Origin of the sequence: Polaromonas sp. (genome assembly GCF_043778355.1) — a bacterium.
Classification (GTDB): domain Bacteria; phylum Pseudomonadota; class Gammaproteobacteria; order Burkholderiales; family Burkholderiaceae_C; genus Polaromonas.
In genome coordinates this window covers 1-19,037 of sequence record NZ_JAYWHI010000032.1, presented here as the reverse complement: position 1 = coordinate 19,037, position 19,037 = coordinate 1, and the positions used below count along the sequence as shown (strand labels likewise).

The following is a 19,037-nucleotide window of genomic DNA, read 5'->3' as shown; positions in this document are numbered from 1 at the left end:
CGCAGCCAGCAAAACCGGGCTGGCACGCGCGCTCGGGCGCGGGTACAGTAGGTCTTTCGCCTCACTTCCCGGAGTTGTCATGAACGCCCCCCTGCACCGCGAAATCCCAGCCGGCCTTCTCAATGACGCACAGGCCTTGTCCGATGTCAGCGCCCAATGGGACGGCGACATCGTCAAGCAGATCACTGACTACATCACCATTCCGGCCAAGTCACCGTCGTTTGATGCCGACTGGGCTGGCCATGGTCACATCGACACCGTCATGCGCAATGCGGCTGCCTGGGTCGAGGCGCAAAAAGTCGAGGGCCTGAAGCTGGAGATCGTCCGGCTGGAAGGCCGCACGCCGGTGCTGTTTTTTGAAGTGCCGGCCAGCCAAGGCGACGGCCGCCGCGCAGGGCCGCCCCAAGCAAGGCCAGCCCCTTTTCCAGATGCCAGGGGCAGCGAAACCCCGGAGGCACACGCAGTGGGAAGCGTGGGGGCCAAATCCACAGAAACGGTGTTGATGTACGGCCACCTGGACAAGCAGCCCGAGTTCACGGGCTGGCGCAACGACCTCGGCCCCTGGACACCCAAGTACGAAGACGGCAAGTTGTTCGGCCGCGGCGGCGCCGACGACGGGTATGCGGTGTACGCCAGCATCGCGGCGATCCAGGCGCTCAAAAGCCAGAAGGTGGCGCACCCGCGCATCGTCGGCCTGGTCGAAACCTGCGAGGAAAGCGGCTCCTACGACCTGCTGCCTTATGTCGATGCCTTGCGCACCCGCCTTGGCGAGGTCGGCCTGGTGATCTGCCTCGATTCGGGCGCCGGCAACTATGACCAGCTCTGGCTGACCACCTCGCTGCGCGGCATGGCCAGCGGCGTGCTGAAGGTGGAAATCCTGACAGAAGGTGTGCATTCGGGCGATGCCAGTGGCCTGGTGCCCTCGAGCTTTCGCATCATGCGCCAAGTGCTGGACCGCCTCGAGGACAGCAAGACCGGCCGCTTGCTGCCGTCCAGCTTTCACTGCGAGATTCCGGCCGAGCGGCTGCAGCAGGCCAAGGCGACCGCGCAAATTCTCGGCGACCAGATTTACAAGCGTTTCCCGTGGGCGCACTACGACTGCGGCGGCGCCACGACCTTTGCGCTACCGACCACCACCGACCCGGTGGAAGCGCTGCTCAACCGCACCTGGAAGCCGACGCTGAGCGTCACTGGCGCTGACGGCTTTCCCGAGATGGGCAATGCCGGTAATGTGCTGCGGCCGTATACCGCCTTCAAGCTGTCGCTGCGCCTGCCTCCGCTGGTTGATGCCGGCAGCGCGGTGCAGGAGCTCAAAACCCTGCTCGAAGACAACGCGCCTTACCAGGCCAAAGTCACTTTTGAAAGCGCCGGCGGCGCCACCGGCTGGAACGCACCCAGCACCTCGCCGTGGTTCCAGAAGGCGCTGGATGATGCCTCGCAGGCCCACTACGGCGCACCTTGCGGCACCATTGGCCAGGGCGGCACGATTCCGCTGATGAACATGCTGAGCCGGGGCTTTCCGAAGGCGCAGATGATGGTCTGTGGCGTGTTGGGCCCGAAAAGCAATGCACATGGTCCCAACGAGTTCCTGCATGTGCCCTATGCCAAGAAGATCACCGCCGCCGTGGCGCACGTGATCGCCAGCATGCCCTGAAGGAATCGAGCGCCTGATGGACAAACCGACGCTGGCACCCTTCACCGCGCGTGATGGCGAAAACCTGGCGCTCTACGAATGGCCGATGGCGGCCTGGCGGTCGGACGAGGCGCTGCCTCCGCGCGCCGTGGTGCTGATCGTCCACGGGCTGGGCGAACACGCCAGTCGCTACGACCATGTCGCGCAAAAACTGCTCGATTGGGGTTTTGCGGTGCGCGCCTATGACCAGCGAGGGCACGGGGAATCCGGCGGTGCGCGCGGTGGCCTGAGCAGTGAAGCCCTGCTGCTGGAGGATCTGGCTGAGGTGGTGGACGACACCCGCCATCGGGCCCTGCGCCTGCCGCGCGCAGCCGGCAAGGGCAAGGATGACAGTTTCTTGCCGCTGATTTTGTTGGGCCATAGCCTGGGCGGTCTGGTGGTGGGGCGATTTGTGTCGCTGAAAGTGCGGCCGGTCGATGGCGTGGTGTTGTCCTCGCCCGCGCTCGATCCGGGGCTCAATGCTGTTCAGAAGTTTTTACTGGCCATACTGCCGGTGATCGCGCCCAATCTGCGCATCAACAACGGCTTGAAGCCTGAATACATTTCTCACGATACGCGTGTGGTGCAGAAATACCTGGCCGATCCGCTGGTGCATGCCAAGATTTCAGCGCGACTGGCCAAATTTATTGCCACGGCCGGCCCCGCGACCGTGGCTGCGGCCAGTACCTGGTGCACGCCGACCCTGCTGATGTATGCCGGCGCGGACAAGCTCGTCAACCCGGCGGGCAGCCTCGCCTTTGCCGACGCGGCGGCCAGCAACGGTGCGGCAGGTGTTGTGACCGCCCGATGCTTTGACGATCTGTACCACGAACTTTTTAACGAGCTGGATTCGGCACCGGTGTTTGCCACCCTGAAAGCCTGGCTGGACGCGCGTTTTTAAGCCAAAAAGGCCATTGGCCCATATCAGATGGGTCTAAACAGCTATGAAATCAGGAGCAACTCAGGCGACCCGGCGACGCCGCCCCTGCAGCGCCAGCCATGCCAGCGCCACACCGGTCAGGCCCAGTGGCAGCAGCGAACCCAGGTTGAGCAGGGTCCAGCCTTGGGTCGTGACCAGCACGCCAGACGCCAGCGATGACAGCGCCAGCACCGCAAACACGCAGAAGTTGAGGGCGCCCTGGGCCTTGTCCTTTTCCTCGGGGCGGTAGGCTGTCAGGGCCAGTGTCGTAGCGCCGGTGAACAGGAAATTCCAACCGACGCCCAGCAAAAACAACGCCGCCAGAAACTGGTGCAACTCCACACCCGACAGCGCAATCAGCACGCAGGCCACGTTGAGCGCCAGCCCGATCGCCATGATCGGCAGCGTGCCGAAACGCTTGATCAGGTGACCGGTGAAAAAGCCGGGTGCAAACATGCCAATCACATGCCACTCAAGCACCAGCGCCGCATCGGAAAATGGCAGGCCGCAGACCTGCATGGCGATCGGCGTGGCCGCCATCAACAAATTCATCACACCAAAACCCAGCGCGCCGGCTGCAGCCGCAACAATGAATACCGGCTGGCGCATGATCTCGCGCAGGGGCCGGCCCCCGCTTGCGGCCTGCTGCGGCGGCGTGGGCGGGAAGTGGATAAAGGCCAGCAAGGCCATGGCCAGCAGCGCCACCACGCTGAGGGCGAGATAGGCGCCGGCAAACGGTACGGCGGTCAGGGTTCGTGTGCCCGCCGCCAGATTCGGTCCGGCGATCGCGCCTATCAGCCCGCCGGCCATCACCAGCGACACCGCCTTTTCGCGAAACGCGGGCAAGGCCAGTTCGGCAGCGGCAAAACGGTAGAGCTGGGCGTTGGCGTTGTAATAGCCGGCGACCACCGTGGCAGTGACCAGCAGCCAGAAATTGCGGCTGTAGGCGGCATAACAGCACAGCAGCGCCGACAACACCGCCACCATCAACCCGAGCTGGAAGGAAGTTTTGCGGCCAAAACGCTTTTGCGTACGTGCGACCAGGCCGGTCGACAGCGCACCGCCCACCACATACCCCATGACCGGCAGCGTCGCCATCCAGCCCAGCGGCGCCAGCGCCAGACCGACCAGGCCGTTGATGGCAATGAAGGTGACGTTGTTGGTGAGGAACAGGCCCTGGCAGATCGCCAGCAGCCAGAGGTTGCGGTTCATGGTTCAGCCTTGCAAGGTGAGCAGCGCCAAGCCGGCCAGTGGCGCAGTTTCGGCACGCAATGTGCGCGGGCCTAAAGTGACTGGCACAAAACCGGCTGCGATGGCCGCATCTTCTTCGGCCGCGCTGAGGCCACCTTCCGGGCCGCTGAGCAGCGTCACCGGCGCCACACCGTCGCTGCCAGTCAGCGCCAGCAGCAGCGGCTGTGTGCCGGCGCGCAAGGACAGCAGCAGCCGGGGCGTGGTGGGTGATGGGTGTGGCAGCGCCGCCAGCCAGTCGGTCAGGTTCTCCACCCCATGCACAGGCGGCAGGCGGTTGCGCCCACACTGTTCGCAAGCCGCAATCGCCACACCCTGCCAGTGCGCGACTTTCTTGTCCGCGCGTTCGCCCTTGAGGCGCAGCACCGAACGCTCGGCCATCAGCGGCGTGATGCTGGCGGCGCCGAGTTCGCTGGCTTTTTCAACCAGCCAGTCCATGCGTTCGTTGGCGGGCATGCCGATGGCCAGATGCACCGCGCGGCGCGCTTCGCGCTCCACCGCCTGGTGGCCGGTGATGACGACCTGCACATCGCTGCGGCCCATGCGCGTGATGCGCGCCTCGAACTCTCCACCCTGGCTGTTGAACAGCGTGATGACAGCCTCGGGCTGCAGGCGCAGGACCTGTACATGGCGCGCCGCGCGTTCGGGCAACGCCAACGCGTCGCCGACGGACAGGGCCAGGTCGGCGTAAAAGCGCGCGGTCATGCTTGCAGGCCTTGGTCGCCACGACATGTGCTATCAAATAAATAGCTGTCTATGCCCATGGGGTATGGGCTGAAGCCCGGTTTGATGCCTGAACCATGGCTCAAAACGTGTAACCTACGCGGGTTTCATTGCCCTCGATTTCGTCGAGCAACACCATCAGCGGTCCGAGTGCGCGGTAACGCGCGCAGGTCGAGCGCGCATAGGCAATAAAACGCGGTGTGTCCGCCAGGTATTTGGGCTTGCCATCGCGCAGGGTCAAGCGGGCAAAGATGCCGAGTATTTTCAGGTGGCGCTGCAGGCCCATCCATTCCACCGCGCGGTAGAACTCGCCGAAGTCGTCGCCCACCGGCAGGCCGGCCTTGCGGGCCTGTTCCCAGTAACGCACGGTAATTTCGAGCACAAAGTCTTCTGGCCAGCTGATGAAGGCATCGCGCATCAGGCTGGCGATGTCATAGGTGATGGGGCCGTAGACGGCGTCCTGGAAATCCAGTACGCCCAAGGCCCCCGCGCTTGTCACTGCGTGAGCCTTCGGCGTTGCGCTGCCCCTTTCATCACGATGGGGGGTTGATTTTCCGAGGGGCGGCCCGTCGGAAAATTGCACGCTTTCCACGTTGCTGCTGCCCATGACCATCAAATTTCTGGGCATGAAGTCGCGGTGCACATACACCCGCGCGCCGCCCAGCGCATTCAGGTTGCTGTCCTTGATCTGCGCAAACAGCGCGTCGAGTTTGCCGCGCAGTGTGCTGTCGACGGCGATACCGCGGTGCTTTTCCGCATACCAGTCGGGAAACAGCGCCAGCTCGCGCGACAGCAGGGCGTCGTCGTAGGCGGGCAGCACATCCGGCCGGGACGCCAGTTGCCAGTTCACCAGCACATCCACGGCTTCGCGGTACAGCGTGTAGGCGCGCTGCGGCCGCTCGGCTTCATTGTGCTGGTTTATCACTTCAAGCATGGTCAAAGCACCCAGGTCACTGAGCAGCATGAAACCCTGCGGCTCGTCCCAGGCCAGCACGCGCGGGGCCTGCAGCCCCGCATCCGCCATCAGTCCGGCGACCTTGACGAAGGGCCGGCAATCTTCCTGCGCGGGTGGCGCGTCCATGATGATGCAGCTTGCGCCGTGTGCCGTGTGAACCCTGAAATAGCGCCGAAAGCTGGCGTCGGCCGACGCCAGCCGCACGGTATCGGGTAACAAGTTGTGGGTGGGTGTCGCGGCAAGCAGCCACGCGTTGAAAGCGCGGGCGCGGTCGGGGTCTGTCCAGGCAATGGGAGCGTCGGTCATGTATTGTTTTGGCCTGCCTGGGATGTAACCATCAAAAGATGGGAAAAGGGGCGGGTGGGCATAGGATAATCGGGCCTGTTTTTATAAACGGGTTTATCTCATACTTCCGATGCATCGCGCATCCCGCTCGCGTTTTATTCTTTCCCCGGTGGCCCGCGCCACCCTCGGCCTCGTGTCCTGCACTGTGCTGGGCCTGGGGCATGGGGGCATCGCGTATGCGCAGGCGCCGGCGCCAGCGGCGTCTCAGGATGCCGCGAAGGCTCCCGTGACCTCGGTGCCCGGCAGCATTCCCCGGCGTGACGCCGTACCCGGCCAGCTCAAAAGCACCCCCATGCTGGCCGAGCAGCCGCCTGACGGCCCCGGCATCGAGCTGCCGACCTTTATCTTCGGGGACACCCTGTCGGGCCGCCCGGAGCTGGAAACCGTCATTGACGGCAATGCCGAATTGCGCCGGGGCGGCTCGTCAATACGCGCCGATTGGCTGCAGTACGACCAGCCCAGTGATGTGGTCAAGGCGCGTGGCAATGTGCGCGTCAACAATGCTGGCAATCTGTACAACGGGCCAGAACTGGAGATCAAGCTCGATACGTTCGAGGGCTTTTTCACGCGGCCCGACTACCGCTTTCTGCAGAACAACGGCTATGGCGTGGCCTCCCGCGTGGACTTCCTTGATGACAAGCGCCTGGTCGCCTACGACGCGAACTTCACCACCTGCCAACGCGGTGAAGGCCCGAGCTGGATGCCGGCCTGGATCTTCAATGCCAGCCGCATCAGTTTCGACAAGGAGGCTGACGTCGGCGAGGCCTCGGGTGGCGTGATGCGATTCATGAATGTCCCCATTCTGGCCGCGCCCACCTTCAGCTTTCCGCTCAGCGACAAGCGCAAGTCTGGCCTGCTGCCGCCGACCCTCGGGATCGACAGCGTCAACGGGACTTCAGTCAACATTCCCTACTATTTTGACATCGCGCCGCAGCGCGACGCCACCTTCTCGCCGACGTTCTTGAGCAAACGCGGCGTAGACCTGGCCGGCGAGTTCCGCTACCTGGAGCGTGAGTATCAAGGCGAATTGCGCGCCAGCCTCCTGCCCAACGACAGTTTGCGCGACAAGACCCGGTGGTCTTACAACTTGGTTTCCAGCGGTATCTTCTCTACGGGGTTGCGATCGTTAGGGGCCCTTCGCCTCAACCTGAACCTGAATCGAGTCAGTGACAACAACTACTGGCGCGATTTTCCATCCACTGGCTTGGGTGGGGGCACCAATGTGCTGACACAGCGACTGTTGCCCAGTGATGCCAGCGTATTATGGATAGGCGAATATTCTTCTGTATCGCTGCGTACGCTTAAATACCAGACTCAGCAGGATGTCAATTCGCCCATCGTTCCGCCTTATGACCGTCTGCCGCAACTCACGACCGCCTACAACCGCTTTAATGTGCCGCTGGGCGGAGTGAGCGGATTCGACTACTCAGTCGCGACCGAGTTCGTCCGATTGGAATCGGATCGCTCGCTGACCCTGCAACCCAATGCCAAGCGCGCGCATGCGCTGACTCAGATCAGCCGGCCCTCGATCCGGCCAGCTGGCTACATCACGCCCAAGTTGATACTCAATTCGACAAGTTATCAATTTGATGACCCGCTGATCAATGGTGCCCGCTCGGCGTCACGGACGGTACCCACCTTCAGCCTGGACAGTGGGCTGGTATTCGAGCGCAACGCCAGTTTCTTTGGCCAGGCGTTCACGCAAACGCTGGAGCCGCGGGCTTTTTATGTGAATACGCCCTTTCGTAATCAGGCCGCGTTGCCCAACTATGACTCAGGTCTGAATGCGTTTAACTTCGCCACCCTGTTCACGGAGAACGAATTTGTCGGCAATGACCGGATTTCGGACTCCAATATGTTGACCACCGGGGTGACGTCCCGGCTGTTGAATCCCGACACCGGCGCGGAGGCGTTGCGTGTGGGAATCGCGCAGCGGGTGCGGTTCAAGGACCGGCAGGTCCGGCTGCCTGGTGAGGTACCCGTATCCGAGCGCCTGAGCGACCTGTTGTTTGGCTCCACGGTCAATTTGACGCCGGCCTGGTCGCTGGAAACGACGGTGCAATACAACCCGAAAACCAATATTTCAGAGCGCTCGACAGTTGGCGGACGTTACAGCCCGAGCAATTACCGCGTGGTCAGTGCCGCCTACCGCCGCCAGCGAAATGTCAGTGAGCAGTATGAAGTGGGCTGGCAATGGCCGATCAACGACTTGTGGGGCGACAAGGGCCAGGACCTCGGCGCTGGGCGTGGGCAGGGCCCAGGACGCTTGTACAGCGTGGGGCGCCTCAATTACAGTGTGCCCGACAAGAAACTGGTCGACATGGTGCTTGGCGTGGAATACGACGGTTGCTGCTGGATAGGCCGGGTGGTGCTGGAGCGCACCCAGCTAGGCACTATCGCGCGGGTCGGTTCCGGCTCGTCGAGCAGCACCCGTATCTTGTTCCAGCTTGAATTTGTTGGTTTTTCTCGCATTGGCAACAATCCCCTGAAAACATTGAAAGCCAACATTCCGCGTTACCAGTACCTGCGCGAGCAAAGTACGACGCCAAGCCGCTTTACCAACTATGACTAAATTCAGCCCTATTCAACACCCTTGCCTACGCCCATCAGTTTTTGTCGCGCTGGCGCTGGTACTGGCACTGCCGGTAGCGCAGGCTCAGACGCTCAGGTTGCCGGGTCAACAACGCCTGCCTGCCTTGGGCGCCCAGAGTCTCGGCTCGGGTGCCGTTGCCAACGCCCCGCAGCGGCAGGCGGACTACATCGTCGCCGTGGTCAACTCCGAGCCGGTGACCAACAACGAAGTGCGCGCGCGCATGTTGCGTATCGAGCAACAGATGCGTCAACAGGGCGCGCAGGTGCCACCCAGAAACGAATTCGCACGGCAGTTGCTCGAACGCATCATCAGCGAGCGAACCCAGCTACAGCTGGCCAGGGAAACCGGCGTGCAAGTCAATGACGCGATGCTGGACGAGGCCGTTGCCAACGTGGCCAGGCAAAACCAGATGTCTGCCGAAGAATTGCGCCGGCGCCTGGAGGCCGAAGGCCTGCCGTTTTCCCAGTTTCGGGCTGATCTTCGCAATGAGTTATTGCTCAATCGGGTGCGCGATCGTGAGCTGGAGTCGCGTGCGAAAGTCAGCGATCAGGACGTTGAGCAATATCTGCGCGAGCAGGCCGATGGCGGCAACCCGCAGGCTGTCATGGAGGTCAACCTCGCGCAGGTTCTGGTTGCCGTTCCAGAAAATGCCAGCACGGAGCAACTTGCCGGTCTCCAGGCCCGTGCGCAGCTGGTGGCGGAACGGGCGCGCAGTGGCACCGACTTTACGGTCCTGGTCAAGGAGTTCTCCAATTCACCTGGCGGCAGCACTGACGGGCAGATGGGTTTGCGCGCGCCGGATCGTTACCCGGAACTCTTCATCAACGCCACACAAAACCTGCCGGTCGGCGGCGTAGCCGGCCCGCTGCGCAGCGGTGCGGGCTTTCACGTGCTCAAGGTGATTGAGAAAAAACGCGGCGGTACGCCTGCTGCCAGCGTGCCCGAAACTCGGGCCCGGCATATTCTTTTACGCACCACTCCGCAGCTCAGCGAGGCGGCAGCCGTCGCGCGTTTGCAGGAATTCAAAAGGCGCATAGCCGCCGGGCAGGCCGATTTTGCGGCGCTGGCCCGCGAGTTCAGCCAGGACGCATCGGCCAAGGACGGCGGCGATCTGGGTTGGGCTGCCGCCGGCATGTTTGTGCCGGAATTTGAAGAGCGCATGAACAGCCTGGCGCCCGGACAGCTGGGCGATCCCCTGGTGTCGAGATTCGGCGTCCATTTGATCCAGGTGCAGGAGCGGCGCAACACCGCACTGTCTCCGCGCGAGCAGCGTGAAGTCGTGCGTGGCATGTTGCGAGAGAAAAAGCTTGAGGAGGCTTACACCGCCTGGGCGCAGGAGGTGCGCGGCCGCGCCTATGTGGAATACCGGGATCCGCCGCAATGATATTCGCCCCTGCGGTCGCGCACTGCGTGTCGCTCCCTGCCCCCCGTGGGGGCCGCCGCGCCTGCGGTCCGGCAAAGCCGGACCCGCGGCCCCTGCCTGAAAGAGAAAGCCCAACTTTCGCCGCTAGGCTAGCGTGAAACACATTCCGCGCAAGCGCTTCGGGCAGCACTTTCTGACCGACCGCGCCATCATTGACGCCATCGTGGAGGCAATTGCGCCCAAGGCCGGGCAGGCTGTTGTGGAAATTGGCCCTGGCTTGGCGGCGCTGACCCAGCCACTGGCCGAACGCCTGGGCAAGCTGACGGTGATTGAGCTGGACCGGGATCTGGCGCAGCAATTGCGCTTGCATCCGCAGCTTCAGGTGATCCAGTCCGATGTGCTGAAGGTCGACTTTGTCCAGCTCGCCGCCGACAAGGCGGGTGCCTCCGGCAAAATCCGCGTTGTTGGCAACCTGCCTTACAACATTTCCACGCCCATCCTGTTTCATCTGCTCGAGGCGGTCGATGTCATCGAAGACCAGCACTTCATGCTCCAAAAGGAAGTGATTGACCGTATGGTGGCCCAGCCCGCCACCAGCGACTATGGTCGGCTCAGTGTGATGTTGCAATGGCGTTATGCCATGGAGAATGTGCTGTTTGTTCCACCGCAGAGTTTTGATCCGCCGCCGCGGGTGGACAGCGCCATTGTGCGCATGGTGCCGCACGCCGCGCCCGCTGTGCTGGATCCAGCACTGTTGAGCGAGGTGGTGCGTGTGGCTTTCAGTCAGCGCCGCAAGCTGCTGCGGCATTCACTGGGAAAATGGCTGGAGCAAAAGCAATCTGCCCCATCGTTTGACCTGCAGCGCCGGGCCGAGGAAGTGCCAGTGGCCGAGTACGTGGCCCTGACCCAAACGCTGGAGGCGGGGAAGCACCTCTGACGCGCTCCCGAAAAGCAAAAAGCCCGTCAGTGACGGGCTTTTCCAATGCAGCAGCGCCTTAGGCTGCTGCCAGCCAGTATCCGGCATTGAACGGACTGCTCATGCGCAGCGCCAGTGGCGACACGTCGAGTAGTTTGTCTGTCGGCATCGGCTCTTCACCATCTGCGACACTTGCTTGCTGGGCCTCATTCGCCCGATCCCCTTGGCCAATGTCTGGGGAGCGGGCTACAGAAAAGAATAGAAACATCTGAACGGTATCTTTCGATCCGCCCAGTAGTCTGCTGCATCCCGGAAGATATCCAGCAGTTGCTCGCGTGCTTCCTTGTCGAACTTGGCGTGGGCAGGTATCTGCTCAAGAACGACGATAAAACCAGGCTGCGGGCCGGACTTGTGAACAAGGTCCGTCATGCAGTCGTAGAGCGCATCGAAATTTTTCCCAAAATGCGCCGGGAATGTGTACTGTGCCGCGATCATGTCCAGTACATCTTGTTTGCTCTGGGCGTTGCCCAGGTTGGCATACAGAAAGTGCTGGTTCAATTGCGTGGCGGCGTCCTGCAAGTCCTGCACGCGGAAGGCGCGTATGGATTGCACGATGTTGGGTCTAACAGTACGAAGTGGCATGTCCATCTCCGCTTCTCTTTCTTAAGTCAAAAACTCAAAGTTGACGATCACTGCAGAAGTTACTGAACAATTCTGCGAAAACTCGCGTAGTGATCATCGGTGTAATAACAAGCGTCGGGCACCGTCGGCACCCAGCCGCCACAAACAATACGCCGGGCACCCCGGCTGCGCTCACCGGGTGTTTGAACGGTGTACTCGCGGTAATAACTGCGTTGGTTGGCGGGAAGAATTCTTTCCCGGTTGCCAAACACCGAGCCGTCCTTGTCATACTTGAAGGGCCCGCCTTGGTAAATCAGTTTCACCATGTTGCGCCCCTGCACCGGCAGTTCCGCGATCATGACCGTGCTGATCCCGATATCGGCGTTGGCCTTTCTGGCCTGCACCATATCGGGGCTGAACCCTGTGCCCACAGCCGCCAATGTGACCGCTGCGACCAGTGACCAACCCGCCCAACCTTTTCGCAACATGAAAAAAAATGTCTTTCTCGAACCGGGCAGAGTACCCGAGCTTTTCAGGACAGCGGGTTAACCCCTAAATTTCAAGAGACAGAGTTTGACGTATCCGGGCAGAAAATGCAAGTCCTTGCCCAAAAATTGGGCAGCCTGACACGAGGTTTTGAGAAGAATAAGTTAGTACTAGCTGTCTAAGGCGAGCTTATCGGGAAGCGTTGGCATCGGCCACCGTCAATGCTGTCATATTGACAATCCGGCGTACCGTGGTGCTGGCCGTCAGGATATGCATGGGTTTGCTCGCGCCCAGCAACACGGGGCCAATGGCGATGTTGCCGCCCGCTGCGGTTTTGAGCAGGTTGTAGGCGATATTGGCTGCATCAATATTGGGCAGCACCAAAAGATTGGCCTCTCCGGCCAAGGTGCTGTTGGGCATCACCGCTGCTCGGGCTGCCGCATCAAGCGCCACGTCCCCATGCATCTCCCCATCAACTTCCAGCCAGGGCGCCTGCTCACGCAGCAGTTCCAGGGTGTGACGCATTTTCAAGGCGCTGGGCATCTTGGAGGTGCCGAAATTGGAGTGCGACAGCAGTGCCGCCTTGGGTTTGATGCCGAAACGCATCATCTCTTCTGCGGCCATGGTGGTGATCTCTGCCAGTTGTTCGGCCGTCGGGTCGTAGTTGACATGGGTATCCACCAGGAAAACCTGCCGGTCCGGCAGCAGCAGGCCGTTCATGCACGCATAGGTGCAGACGCCCGGACGTTTGCCGATGACTTGGTCCAGATAGTCCAGGTGATGAGCGGTGGTGCCCCAGGTGCCACAGATCAGGCCGTCGACATCTCCCTTGTGCAGCAACATGCCGGCGATTAGCGTCAAGCGGCGGCGCATTTCGATTTTGGCAATCTGCGCGGTGACGCCGCGGCGCTCCATCAGCCGGTGGTAGGTCTGCCAGAAGTCACGGTAACGGTGGTCTTGCTCGACGTTGACGACGTCGTAGTCAAGCTCCTCCTTCAGGCGCAAGCCGAACTTCTCAATGCGCTGGGCAATGATGGCCGGCCGACCGATCAAGGTGGGGCGAGCCAGGCCTTCATCGACGACGATCTGACACGCCCGAAGCACGCGCTCTTCCTCGCCCTCGGCATAAGCCACGCGTTTTTTACCGGCTTTTTTGGCCGCCGCAAAAATCGGTTTCATCGTGGTGCCCGAGGCATAAACGAAACTTTGGAGCTTTTCGCGGTAGGCGTCCATGTCGGTGATTGGGCGCAGCGCCACACCGCTGTCGGCCGCAGCCTGCGCCACGGCCGGCGCGATCTTCATCATCAGGCGGGGGTCAAAAGGCTTGGGGATCAGGTAATCGGGACCAAATGCGAGTTGTGCCCCTGCGTAGGCAGCCGCGACCACTTCGCTCTGCTCAGCCTGGGCCAGTTCGGCAATTGCATGCACGGCCGCAATTTCCATCTCGATGGTGATGGTGGAGGCGCCGGCGTCGAGTGCGCCCCTGAAGATGTAGGGGAAACACAGGACGTTGTTGACCTGGTTGGGGTAGTCGGTACGGCCTGTGGCCATGATGGCATCGTCGCGAACGGTTTTCACATCTTCCGGCGTGATCTCCGGGTTCGGATTGGCCAGCGCCAGGATGATGGGCTTGGCCGCCATGCGCTTGACCATGTCCTTCTTCAGCACACCACCAGCGGACAGGCCCAGAAAGATGTCTGCGCCGTCAATAATGTCGCCCAGGGTGCGCGCCTGCGTTTTTTGCGCGAACTGGATCTTGTCTTCATCCATCAACTCGGTGCGACCTTCATAAACCACGCCGGCCAGGTCGGTGACATAGATGTTCTCCCGGGGCATCCCGAGTTTGAGCAGCAGGTTCAGGCAGGCAAGCGCGGCAGCGCCCGCGCCGGAAGTGACGAGTTTGACCTTTTTCGGGTCCTTGCCGACGACCTTCAGCGCGTTCAGGACGGCTGCACCGACAGTGATGGCGGTGCCGTGTTGGTCATCATGAAACACCGGGATTTTCATCCGCTTGCGCAGCTCCCGCTCGATGTAAAAGCAGTCGGGCGCCTTGATGTCTTCGAGGTTAACGGCGCCAAAAGTCGGCTCCAGCGCGGCAATGATGTCTACCAGTTTGGCGGGGTCGCTTTCGTCGATCTCAATGTCGAAAACGTCAATGCCGGCGAACTTCTTGAACAGCACCCCCTTGCCTTCCATGACGGGTTTCGCCGCCAACGGGCCAATGTTGCCCAATCCGAGCACCGCCGTGCCGTTGGTGATCACGGCAACCAGGTTGCCGCGGCTGGTGTACTTGAAGGCGGCGTTGGGGTCCTTGACGATTTCTTCACACGGGGCGGCAACCCCCGGCGAATAGGCCAACGCCAGATCGCGCTGGTTGGTCAACTGCTTGGTGGCCGCAATCGCAATTTTCCCGGGGGTCGGAAATTCGTGGTATTCCAGCGCTGCACGGCGCAATTCGTCACGTTTTTCCTGGTTGTTATCGGGGGCGGTGGGCACGGCTGCGGGCATCAAGTTGTCTCCTGAGCGGCGGCCAGGCAGGCCGTCATTTTTGTAAGGGTCTGCGATTGTAGGCCGTCGCATGGGAAAACCCTAGTACGTGAATTTACGCAAACAGGTGCAGCGCTTTTGACTTTTTCACAAAACCTTAGCCCTGGATGGGGCCGCTCATTGTTCGGTCGCAACCTGCCTGATCACGGATAAAAAGTGGCCAAAGCCCATATACAGTATCAATAAATAGCTATAAAAATAATAGCAACATAGCGGTTTTTTCAGAACCCATCCGGGAACTGGCGCCATGGCTATGAGAGTCGCGTAGCGGCGGAGCCTAGCCGGGCATTTGGGGTGGGTCCTGAAGCGCAGTACCGAATGCGCGGTTTGCAGTGCGCAGGCGCGAAATTTGTTGCAAATAAGTGCCTTTGTTCTGAATTGTGGCCGTCTTTATGGTTCTGAACGCGGCATTGTCGGATACTGCCGAAAGTGATTAAAAACAATATGTTGCAAAAGGAACATGCGCCGTTAGAGAGGCTTGTTTGGACCGTTCTGGCATTTCTTTTTTTCTGCTGACCTGGCTTTCGGGTTTGGGGTTGGTGGCATGCTCATCTGTTTCTGCGCAGCAGATCCAGCGGCCCGACGCCGGCACCTTGCAGGAGCCGCAACGGCAGATTCCCCTGTTGCCGCAGCCGGGCGCGCCCCAGATCGGTTTGCCGCAGCCGAGATTGGCTTTGCCCTCGCAGGGGGCAGTACGCGTCACACCTGCGGCTTTCCGCTTTGAAGGCAACACGGTGTTCGACGGCGCAACGCTGGCCGCTGTGCTGGCTGGGCGCATCAACCAGCGCACCGATCTGGCCGGACTGACAGAGGCGGCGGGCTTGGTCAGCCAGTATTACCGGGCGCGCGGGTATCTTCTGACCGAAGCCTATTTGCCAGAGCAGGCCTTCCAGGCCGAGGGCGGCACGGTGACCATCGCTGTGATTGAGGCACGGATAGGCAAGGTCCGTGTGCAAGTCGACGGGCAGCACGGCTCATCGTCGTTTGCCAGGCGCGTGGCAACGGCCAACCTGGTGCCAGGTGCGCTGATCACGGAATACCTGCTCGACAAACCGGTTTTGCTCTTGCGCGACCTCGCCGGGATGGATGCCAGCGCTACGGTGGAGCCCGGCGAGTTGTTGGGGCAGGCCGATGTTGTCGTGACCATTCGATCCCAGGGCCCGCAGCTTGACGGCTCCGTCGGTGTAGATAACTTTGGTGCACGCGCGGTGGGAGTCCAGCAAGCCTACGGAAATCTACGTGCCAGCAACCTGCTCGGACGTGGTGATACTTTGAGCGCCCGCGCCCAAATCGGCGAGGCCTCCAGAAGCAGCCTCTACCGGCTCGCTTACGCTGTGCCCGTGAGCACCGCCGGGGCGCAACTGGCCTTCAGCGCGGCTCGCAACAACTACGCCTTGGGCAGGCAGTTTGCGGCCTTGGGCGCCACTGGCAAGGCCGATGTTCTGGGCGTTTCACTGACGCGACCGCTGATTCGCTCACGCGAAAACAACCTGTATGGCCTGCTCGGTCTGGAGCATAAAAAATTCGCAGACCTGATTGCCACGCCGGCCAACGAAAGCGAACGCCGCATTGCCGCCGCCCGGCTTGGACTGCTGGGCAATTTTGTTGATGCCGCAGCCGGCGCCGGTGGCTCCAGCAGTTATGCGCTGACAGTGACCCGTGGTCGTGCAAAGCTGGACGCAGCCAGTCTTGGGTTTGATCAGGGTTTTGGCGGACTGCAAACCGCGGGTTCGTTCAGCAAGCTCAACCTTGAATTCCAGCGCGCACAGTTTTTTGAGAACCCATCCAGCATTCACATCAACGTGCAGGCGCAATGGGCCTCAAAAAACATGGTCTCTTCCGAAAAAATGGCCTTGGGGGGACCCGCCGGTGTGCGCGCCTACCCGGTTGGCGAGGGTGTCGGGGACGCTGGCCTGCTTATCAATCTGGAATACCGCTACCAGTTGCCCGCACCGGTGGCTTGGGGTGGTGAACCCGTCAGCCTGGCGGCCTTCTACGACTACGGCACGATCCGGTTCAACCAGGACCCCCTGTCGCTTGCCGGTCCGAACCGCCTGGCATTGGGCGCGGTCGGTATTGGCGCATTGGCGGGGCGCGTCAACAATTTTCTGATCACCACTTACCTGGCCTGGCGTACCACCAATATCGGCCCTTCCACTGGCGATCCTGATCGCTCTCCGCGGGCGTGGGTGTCTGCCCAAAAATGGTTTTAACGCCGTAGCGCCATGAACCCCATAACGCTAACTCCAAAATCCCGGACGGCGCGCCAGCCTTGGGCGGTTCGTACCGTGGTGGTGCGCCTGTCGCGAAAGCTTACCGCGACTTACCGCATCCGCAGTGGGCACCTGTTGTCTCGCCTGTTGGTGGCGGTGCTGGCGGGGTTTACCAACCTTGCCGTGGCCCTGCCCACGGGCGGCGATGTGGTGGCAGGCCAGGCCAGTGTCAGTACACCGACCCCCCACCAGATGCGGGTCCAGCAGGGCAGCGACAAAGCCATCATCAACTGGCAAAGCTTCAGCATTGGCGCGGGGCAGTCGGTGCAGTTTGTGCAACCTGGCGCGGCTTCTGTGGCGCTGAACCGTGTTACTGGCGCCAATCCATCGGCCATTTACGGCTCGCTGAGCGCCAACGGCCAGGTTTTTCTGGTCAATCCGGCGGGCGTGATGTTTGCGCCGGGCGCGCAGGTCAATGTGGGCGGCCTGGTGGCTTCCAGCCTGGCCATCGGAAATGACGATTTTCTGGCTGGCCGCTATACCTTCAGCGGGACGGGTGGTGGCGGTGTGGTCAACCACGGCAGCATCAATGTTGCGCGCGCGGGCTACGTATTGCTGGCCGGTGCCAGCGTCAGCAACACCGGAACGATTGTGACGGAAGCGGGCGCCACCGGACTGCTGGCGGGGTCGCGCGTGACACTGGACACCTCGGGCGCGGGGCTGGTGCGGTTCTCGGTTGATGCGGCGGCTGTCAACGCGGCAGCGTCCAACAGTGGCACGATCACCGCCGCCGGCGGGCAGGTTGCCATGCTCGCCAGCGCGCTGGGCGACGCGATGGCCACGGTGGTCAACCAGTCTGGTGTGATCCGCGCCACCTCCGCGACCGAGCGCAACGGCCTGATTGTGCTCAGCGGCGGCCGCAGCGGTGTGGTGCATGTTGCAGGTACGCTCGATGCCAGCGGCGCAGTGGCCGGTCAGAGGGGAGGAACGGTACAGGTCCTTGGAGACAAGGTGCTGCTTGCGACTGGGGCCCGCATCGACGTCTCAGGCCAGGCGGGCGGTGGGACCGTGCTGGTCGGCGGTGACGACCAGGGCAGCAACAGTGCGGTGCCAAACGCGACACGCACCCATGTTGCTGCGGGCTCCACAATCCGGGCCGACGCGCTGGAACAGGGCCACGGCGGCAAGGTCGTGATCTGGGCGGACGGCGACACACGCAGTGCGGGCAGCATCAGCGCGCGCGGCGGCACCCAGGGCGGTGATGGCGGCTTTGTCGAAGTCTCCGGCAAGCAGTACCTGGATACACGCGGCACGATTGACGTCACAGCGCCGCAAGGTGTCGGCGGCAAGGTGCTCTTTGACCCGCAAGACATCATTCTCAGTACTGCTGCGTCCAACCCGTCAGTGGTGAGCAATCAGCCGGTGAACACACCCGACCTGGCCTTTGCAGCCGCGCCAGATCCCGGCACCTACACCGTTCAGATATCTACGGTCACGGGATTCAACGAGCTGTTTCTCCAGGCAACGCGGGACATTTCGGTCAACAACCCGTTGAGCATGGCGGCCAACGGCAGTGTTCGTCTGGAGGCCAATAACAACATTGCCGTGGCGACAGGGGCCACGATTGCGGTCACTGGAACGGGATCCATCCATCTGAAATCAGATGCCGACAGCAGCGGCGCGGGTACGCTCTCCTTGGCCGCAGGCCTGAGCTCGCAGGCCGGTGGCATCACCTTGTCCGGGGCCAATGTGACCAGCACCGCGGCGGGCACTGTCACCACCACAGGCGCGGCCAATGGTGATGGCGGCGCGGTGAGCATCACGGGCACGGGCGTGGTGAATCTGGGAGGCGCGATCACGGCGACAGGCGGCACGGCGGGCGCTGGCACGGCAGGGCGAGCGGGAGGAGCGGTGAGCATCACCGGGGTGGGTGGTGTGACGACGGCAGCGATCACAGCCAACGGCAGCGCCGGCAATGGCGCGGGCCAGGCCGGCGGCAACGCCGGCAGTATCAGCGTGAGCAACAGCGGGACGGGCAACATACAGACCGGCGCGCTGACGGCCAGCACGGGCAACGCGGCAGCGGGCGGAGCGGCAGGCACGGCCGGCTCGATCAGCGTGAGCAACACGGCTACGGCAGGCAACGTCACCACGGGCGCACTGACCACCACAGGAGGCACCTTCGGGCACGGTGGGTCGGTCACACTGAGCGCGCTGGGCACGGCAGCCAGCGGCAACATCAACACCACAGGCGGCACCACCCTCACAGGCAACGCCGGACGCAACGCAGGCGCGGTCAGCATCACGGGAGCGGGTGTGACGGCAGCGGCCATCACCGCCAATGGTTCAGCCGGCGTGGGCGCCGGCACCAGCCAGACGGGAGGCAATGGCGCGTCTGTGAGCATCACCTCCACCAACGGCGTGAGCCAGACCGGC

The 19,037-nt window shown here is 62.2% G+C and carries 13 protein-coding genes; 7 read left to right on the top strand and 6 right to left on the bottom strand.

The window, feature by feature from the left end; genetic code table 11:
* The first annotated feature begins 79 nt into the window (after positions 1 to 79).
* Positions 80 to 1,654: a M20 family metallopeptidase gene (locus ACH2CW_RS06235; RefSeq protein ID WP_395056187.1), complete on the top strand. Its 1,575-nt coding sequence runs from the start codon at positions 80 to 82 to the stop codon at positions 1,652 to 1,654.
* A 16-nt stretch (positions 1,655 to 1,670) separates the two neighbouring features.
* A complete protein-coding gene (locus ACH2CW_RS06230; protein WP_395056185.1) occupies positions 1,671 to 2,573 on the top strand; it encodes an alpha/beta hydrolase in 903 nt (300 codons plus the stop codon).
* A 60-nt stretch (positions 2,574 to 2,633) separates the two neighbouring features.
* Here the strand turns inward: ACH2CW_RS06230 and ACH2CW_RS06225 are convergent, their stop codons facing one another.
* The 3 genes from ACH2CW_RS06225 to ACH2CW_RS06215 all read right to left on the bottom strand — a co-directional run bounded on the left by ACH2CW_RS06225 (position 2,634) and on the right by ACH2CW_RS06215 (position 5,823).
* On the bottom strand, positions 2,634 to 3,803 hold the full coding sequence (locus ACH2CW_RS06225) for an MFS transporter (protein ID WP_395056183.1): 1,170 nt from the start codon (positions 3,801 to 3,803) through the stop codon (positions 2,634 to 2,636).
* Positions 3,804 to 3,806: 3 nt separating this feature from the next.
* Positions 3,807 to 4,544, bottom strand: coding sequence for a 16S rRNA (uracil(1498)-N(3))-methyltransferase (locus ACH2CW_RS06220; RefSeq protein ID WP_395056181.1), 738 nt, complete (start codon positions 4,542 to 4,544; stop codon positions 3,807 to 3,809).
* A gap of 100 nt (positions 4,545 to 4,644) precedes the next feature.
* Positions 4,645 to 5,823, bottom strand: a complete 1,179-nt coding sequence (locus ACH2CW_RS06215; RefSeq protein WP_395056179.1) for an aminoglycoside phosphotransferase family protein — start codon at positions 5,821 to 5,823, stop codon at positions 4,645 to 4,647.
* Between the two features lie 109 nt (positions 5,824 to 5,932).
* Between ACH2CW_RS06215 and ACH2CW_RS06210 the strand changes: the two genes are divergently transcribed.
* From ACH2CW_RS06210 to rsmA, 3 genes are all read left to right on the top strand, one after another.
* On the top strand, positions 5,933 to 8,434 hold the full coding sequence (locus tag ACH2CW_RS06210; protein WP_395056177.1) for an LPS-assembly protein LptD: 2,502 nt from the start codon (positions 5,933 to 5,935) through the stop codon (positions 8,432 to 8,434).
* Positions 8,427 to 9,839, top strand: coding sequence for a peptidylprolyl isomerase (locus ACH2CW_RS06205; RefSeq protein ID WP_395056175.1), 1,413 nt, complete (start codon positions 8,427 to 8,429; stop codon positions 9,837 to 9,839). Before ACH2CW_RS06210 ends, ACH2CW_RS06205 begins: the two co-directional genes overlap by 8 nt.
* Before the next feature lie 133 nt (positions 9,840 to 9,972).
* Entirely contained in the window at positions 9,973 to 10,755 is a 783-nt protein-coding gene (gene rsmA / locus ACH2CW_RS06200; RefSeq protein WP_395056173.1) for a 16S rRNA (adenine(1518)-N(6)/adenine(1519)-N(6))-dimethyltransferase RsmA, read from the top strand.
* 225 nt (positions 10,756 to 10,980) lie between these two features.
* Here the strand turns inward: rsmA and ACH2CW_RS06195 are convergent, their stop codons facing one another.
* The 3 genes from ACH2CW_RS06195 to ACH2CW_RS06185 all read right to left on the bottom strand — a co-directional run bounded on the left by ACH2CW_RS06195 (position 10,981) and on the right by ACH2CW_RS06185 (position 14,349).
* A complete protein-coding gene (locus ACH2CW_RS06195) occupies positions 10,981 to 11,382 on the bottom strand; it encodes a barstar family protein (protein WP_296924378.1) in 402 nt (133 codons plus the stop codon).
* A gap of 53 nt (positions 11,383 to 11,435) precedes the next feature.
* Complete coding sequence (locus ACH2CW_RS06190) at positions 11,436 to 11,843, bottom strand: ribonuclease domain-containing protein (RefSeq protein WP_395056171.1); 408 nt, start codon at positions 11,841 to 11,843, stop codon at positions 11,436 to 11,438.
* Positions 11,844 to 12,030: 187 nt separating this feature from the next.
* The gene (locus ACH2CW_RS06185; RefSeq protein ID WP_395056169.1) at positions 12,031 to 14,349 is read right to left on the bottom strand and encodes an NADP-dependent malic enzyme; all 2,319 of its coding nucleotides are present in this window, start codon (positions 14,347 to 14,349) and stop codon (positions 12,031 to 12,033) included.
* Positions 14,350 to 14,927: 578 nt separating this feature from the next.
* Between ACH2CW_RS06185 and ACH2CW_RS06180 the strand changes: the two genes are divergently transcribed.
* Together ACH2CW_RS06180 and ACH2CW_RS06175 are read left to right on the top strand one after the other, a co-directional pair.
* The gene (locus tag ACH2CW_RS06180) at positions 14,928 to 16,601 is read left to right on the top strand and encodes a ShlB/FhaC/HecB family hemolysin secretion/activation protein (protein WP_395056167.1); all 1,674 of its coding nucleotides are present in this window, start codon (positions 14,928 to 14,930) and stop codon (positions 16,599 to 16,601) included.
* Positions 16,602 to 16,613: 12 nt separating this feature from the next.
* Positions 16,614 to 19,037 (top strand): filamentous hemagglutinin N-terminal domain-containing protein (locus tag ACH2CW_RS06175; RefSeq protein ID WP_395056165.1); only part of this gene is annotated, 2,424 nt, incomplete at its 3' end.

What these genes read in the sequence shown, in the direction of transcription:
- ACH2CW_RS06235 (WP_395056187.1), top strand. Translation starts at nt 80, where the DNA reads ATGAACGCCCCCCTGCACCGCGAAATCCCAGCCGGCCTTCTCAATGAC.
- ACH2CW_RS06230 (WP_395056185.1), top strand. Translation starts at nt 1,671, where the DNA reads ATGGACAAACCGACGCTGGCACCCTTCACCGCGCGTGATGGCGAAAAC.
- ACH2CW_RS06225 (WP_395056183.1), bottom strand. Translation starts at nt 3,803, where the DNA reads ATGAACCGCAACCTCTGGCTGCTGGCGATCTGCCAGGGCCTGTTCCTC.
- ACH2CW_RS06220 (WP_395056181.1), bottom strand. Translation starts at nt 4,544, where the DNA reads ATGACCGCGCGCTTTTACGCCGACCTGGCCCTGTCCGTCGGCGACGCG.
- ACH2CW_RS06215 (WP_395056179.1), bottom strand. Translation starts at nt 5,823, where the DNA reads ATGACCGACGCTCCCATTGCCTGGACAGACCCCGACCGCGCCCGCGCT.
- ACH2CW_RS06210 (WP_395056177.1), top strand. Translation starts at nt 5,933, where the DNA reads ATGCATCGCGCATCCCGCTCGCGTTTTATTCTTTCCCCGGTGGCCCGC.
- ACH2CW_RS06205 (WP_395056175.1), top strand. Translation starts at nt 8,427, where the DNA reads ATGACTAAATTCAGCCCTATTCAACACCCTTGCCTACGCCCATCAGTT.
- ACH2CW_RS06195 (WP_296924378.1), bottom strand. Translation starts at nt 11,382, where the DNA reads ATGGACATGCCACTTCGTACTGTTAGACCCAACATCGTGCAATCCATA.
- ACH2CW_RS06190 (WP_395056171.1), bottom strand. Translation starts at nt 11,843, where the DNA reads ATGTTGCGAAAAGGTTGGGCGGGTTGGTCACTGGTCGCAGCGGTCACA.
- ACH2CW_RS06185 (WP_395056169.1), bottom strand. Translation starts at nt 14,349, where the DNA reads ATGCCCGCAGCCGTGCCCACCGCCCCCGATAACAACCAGGAAAAACGT.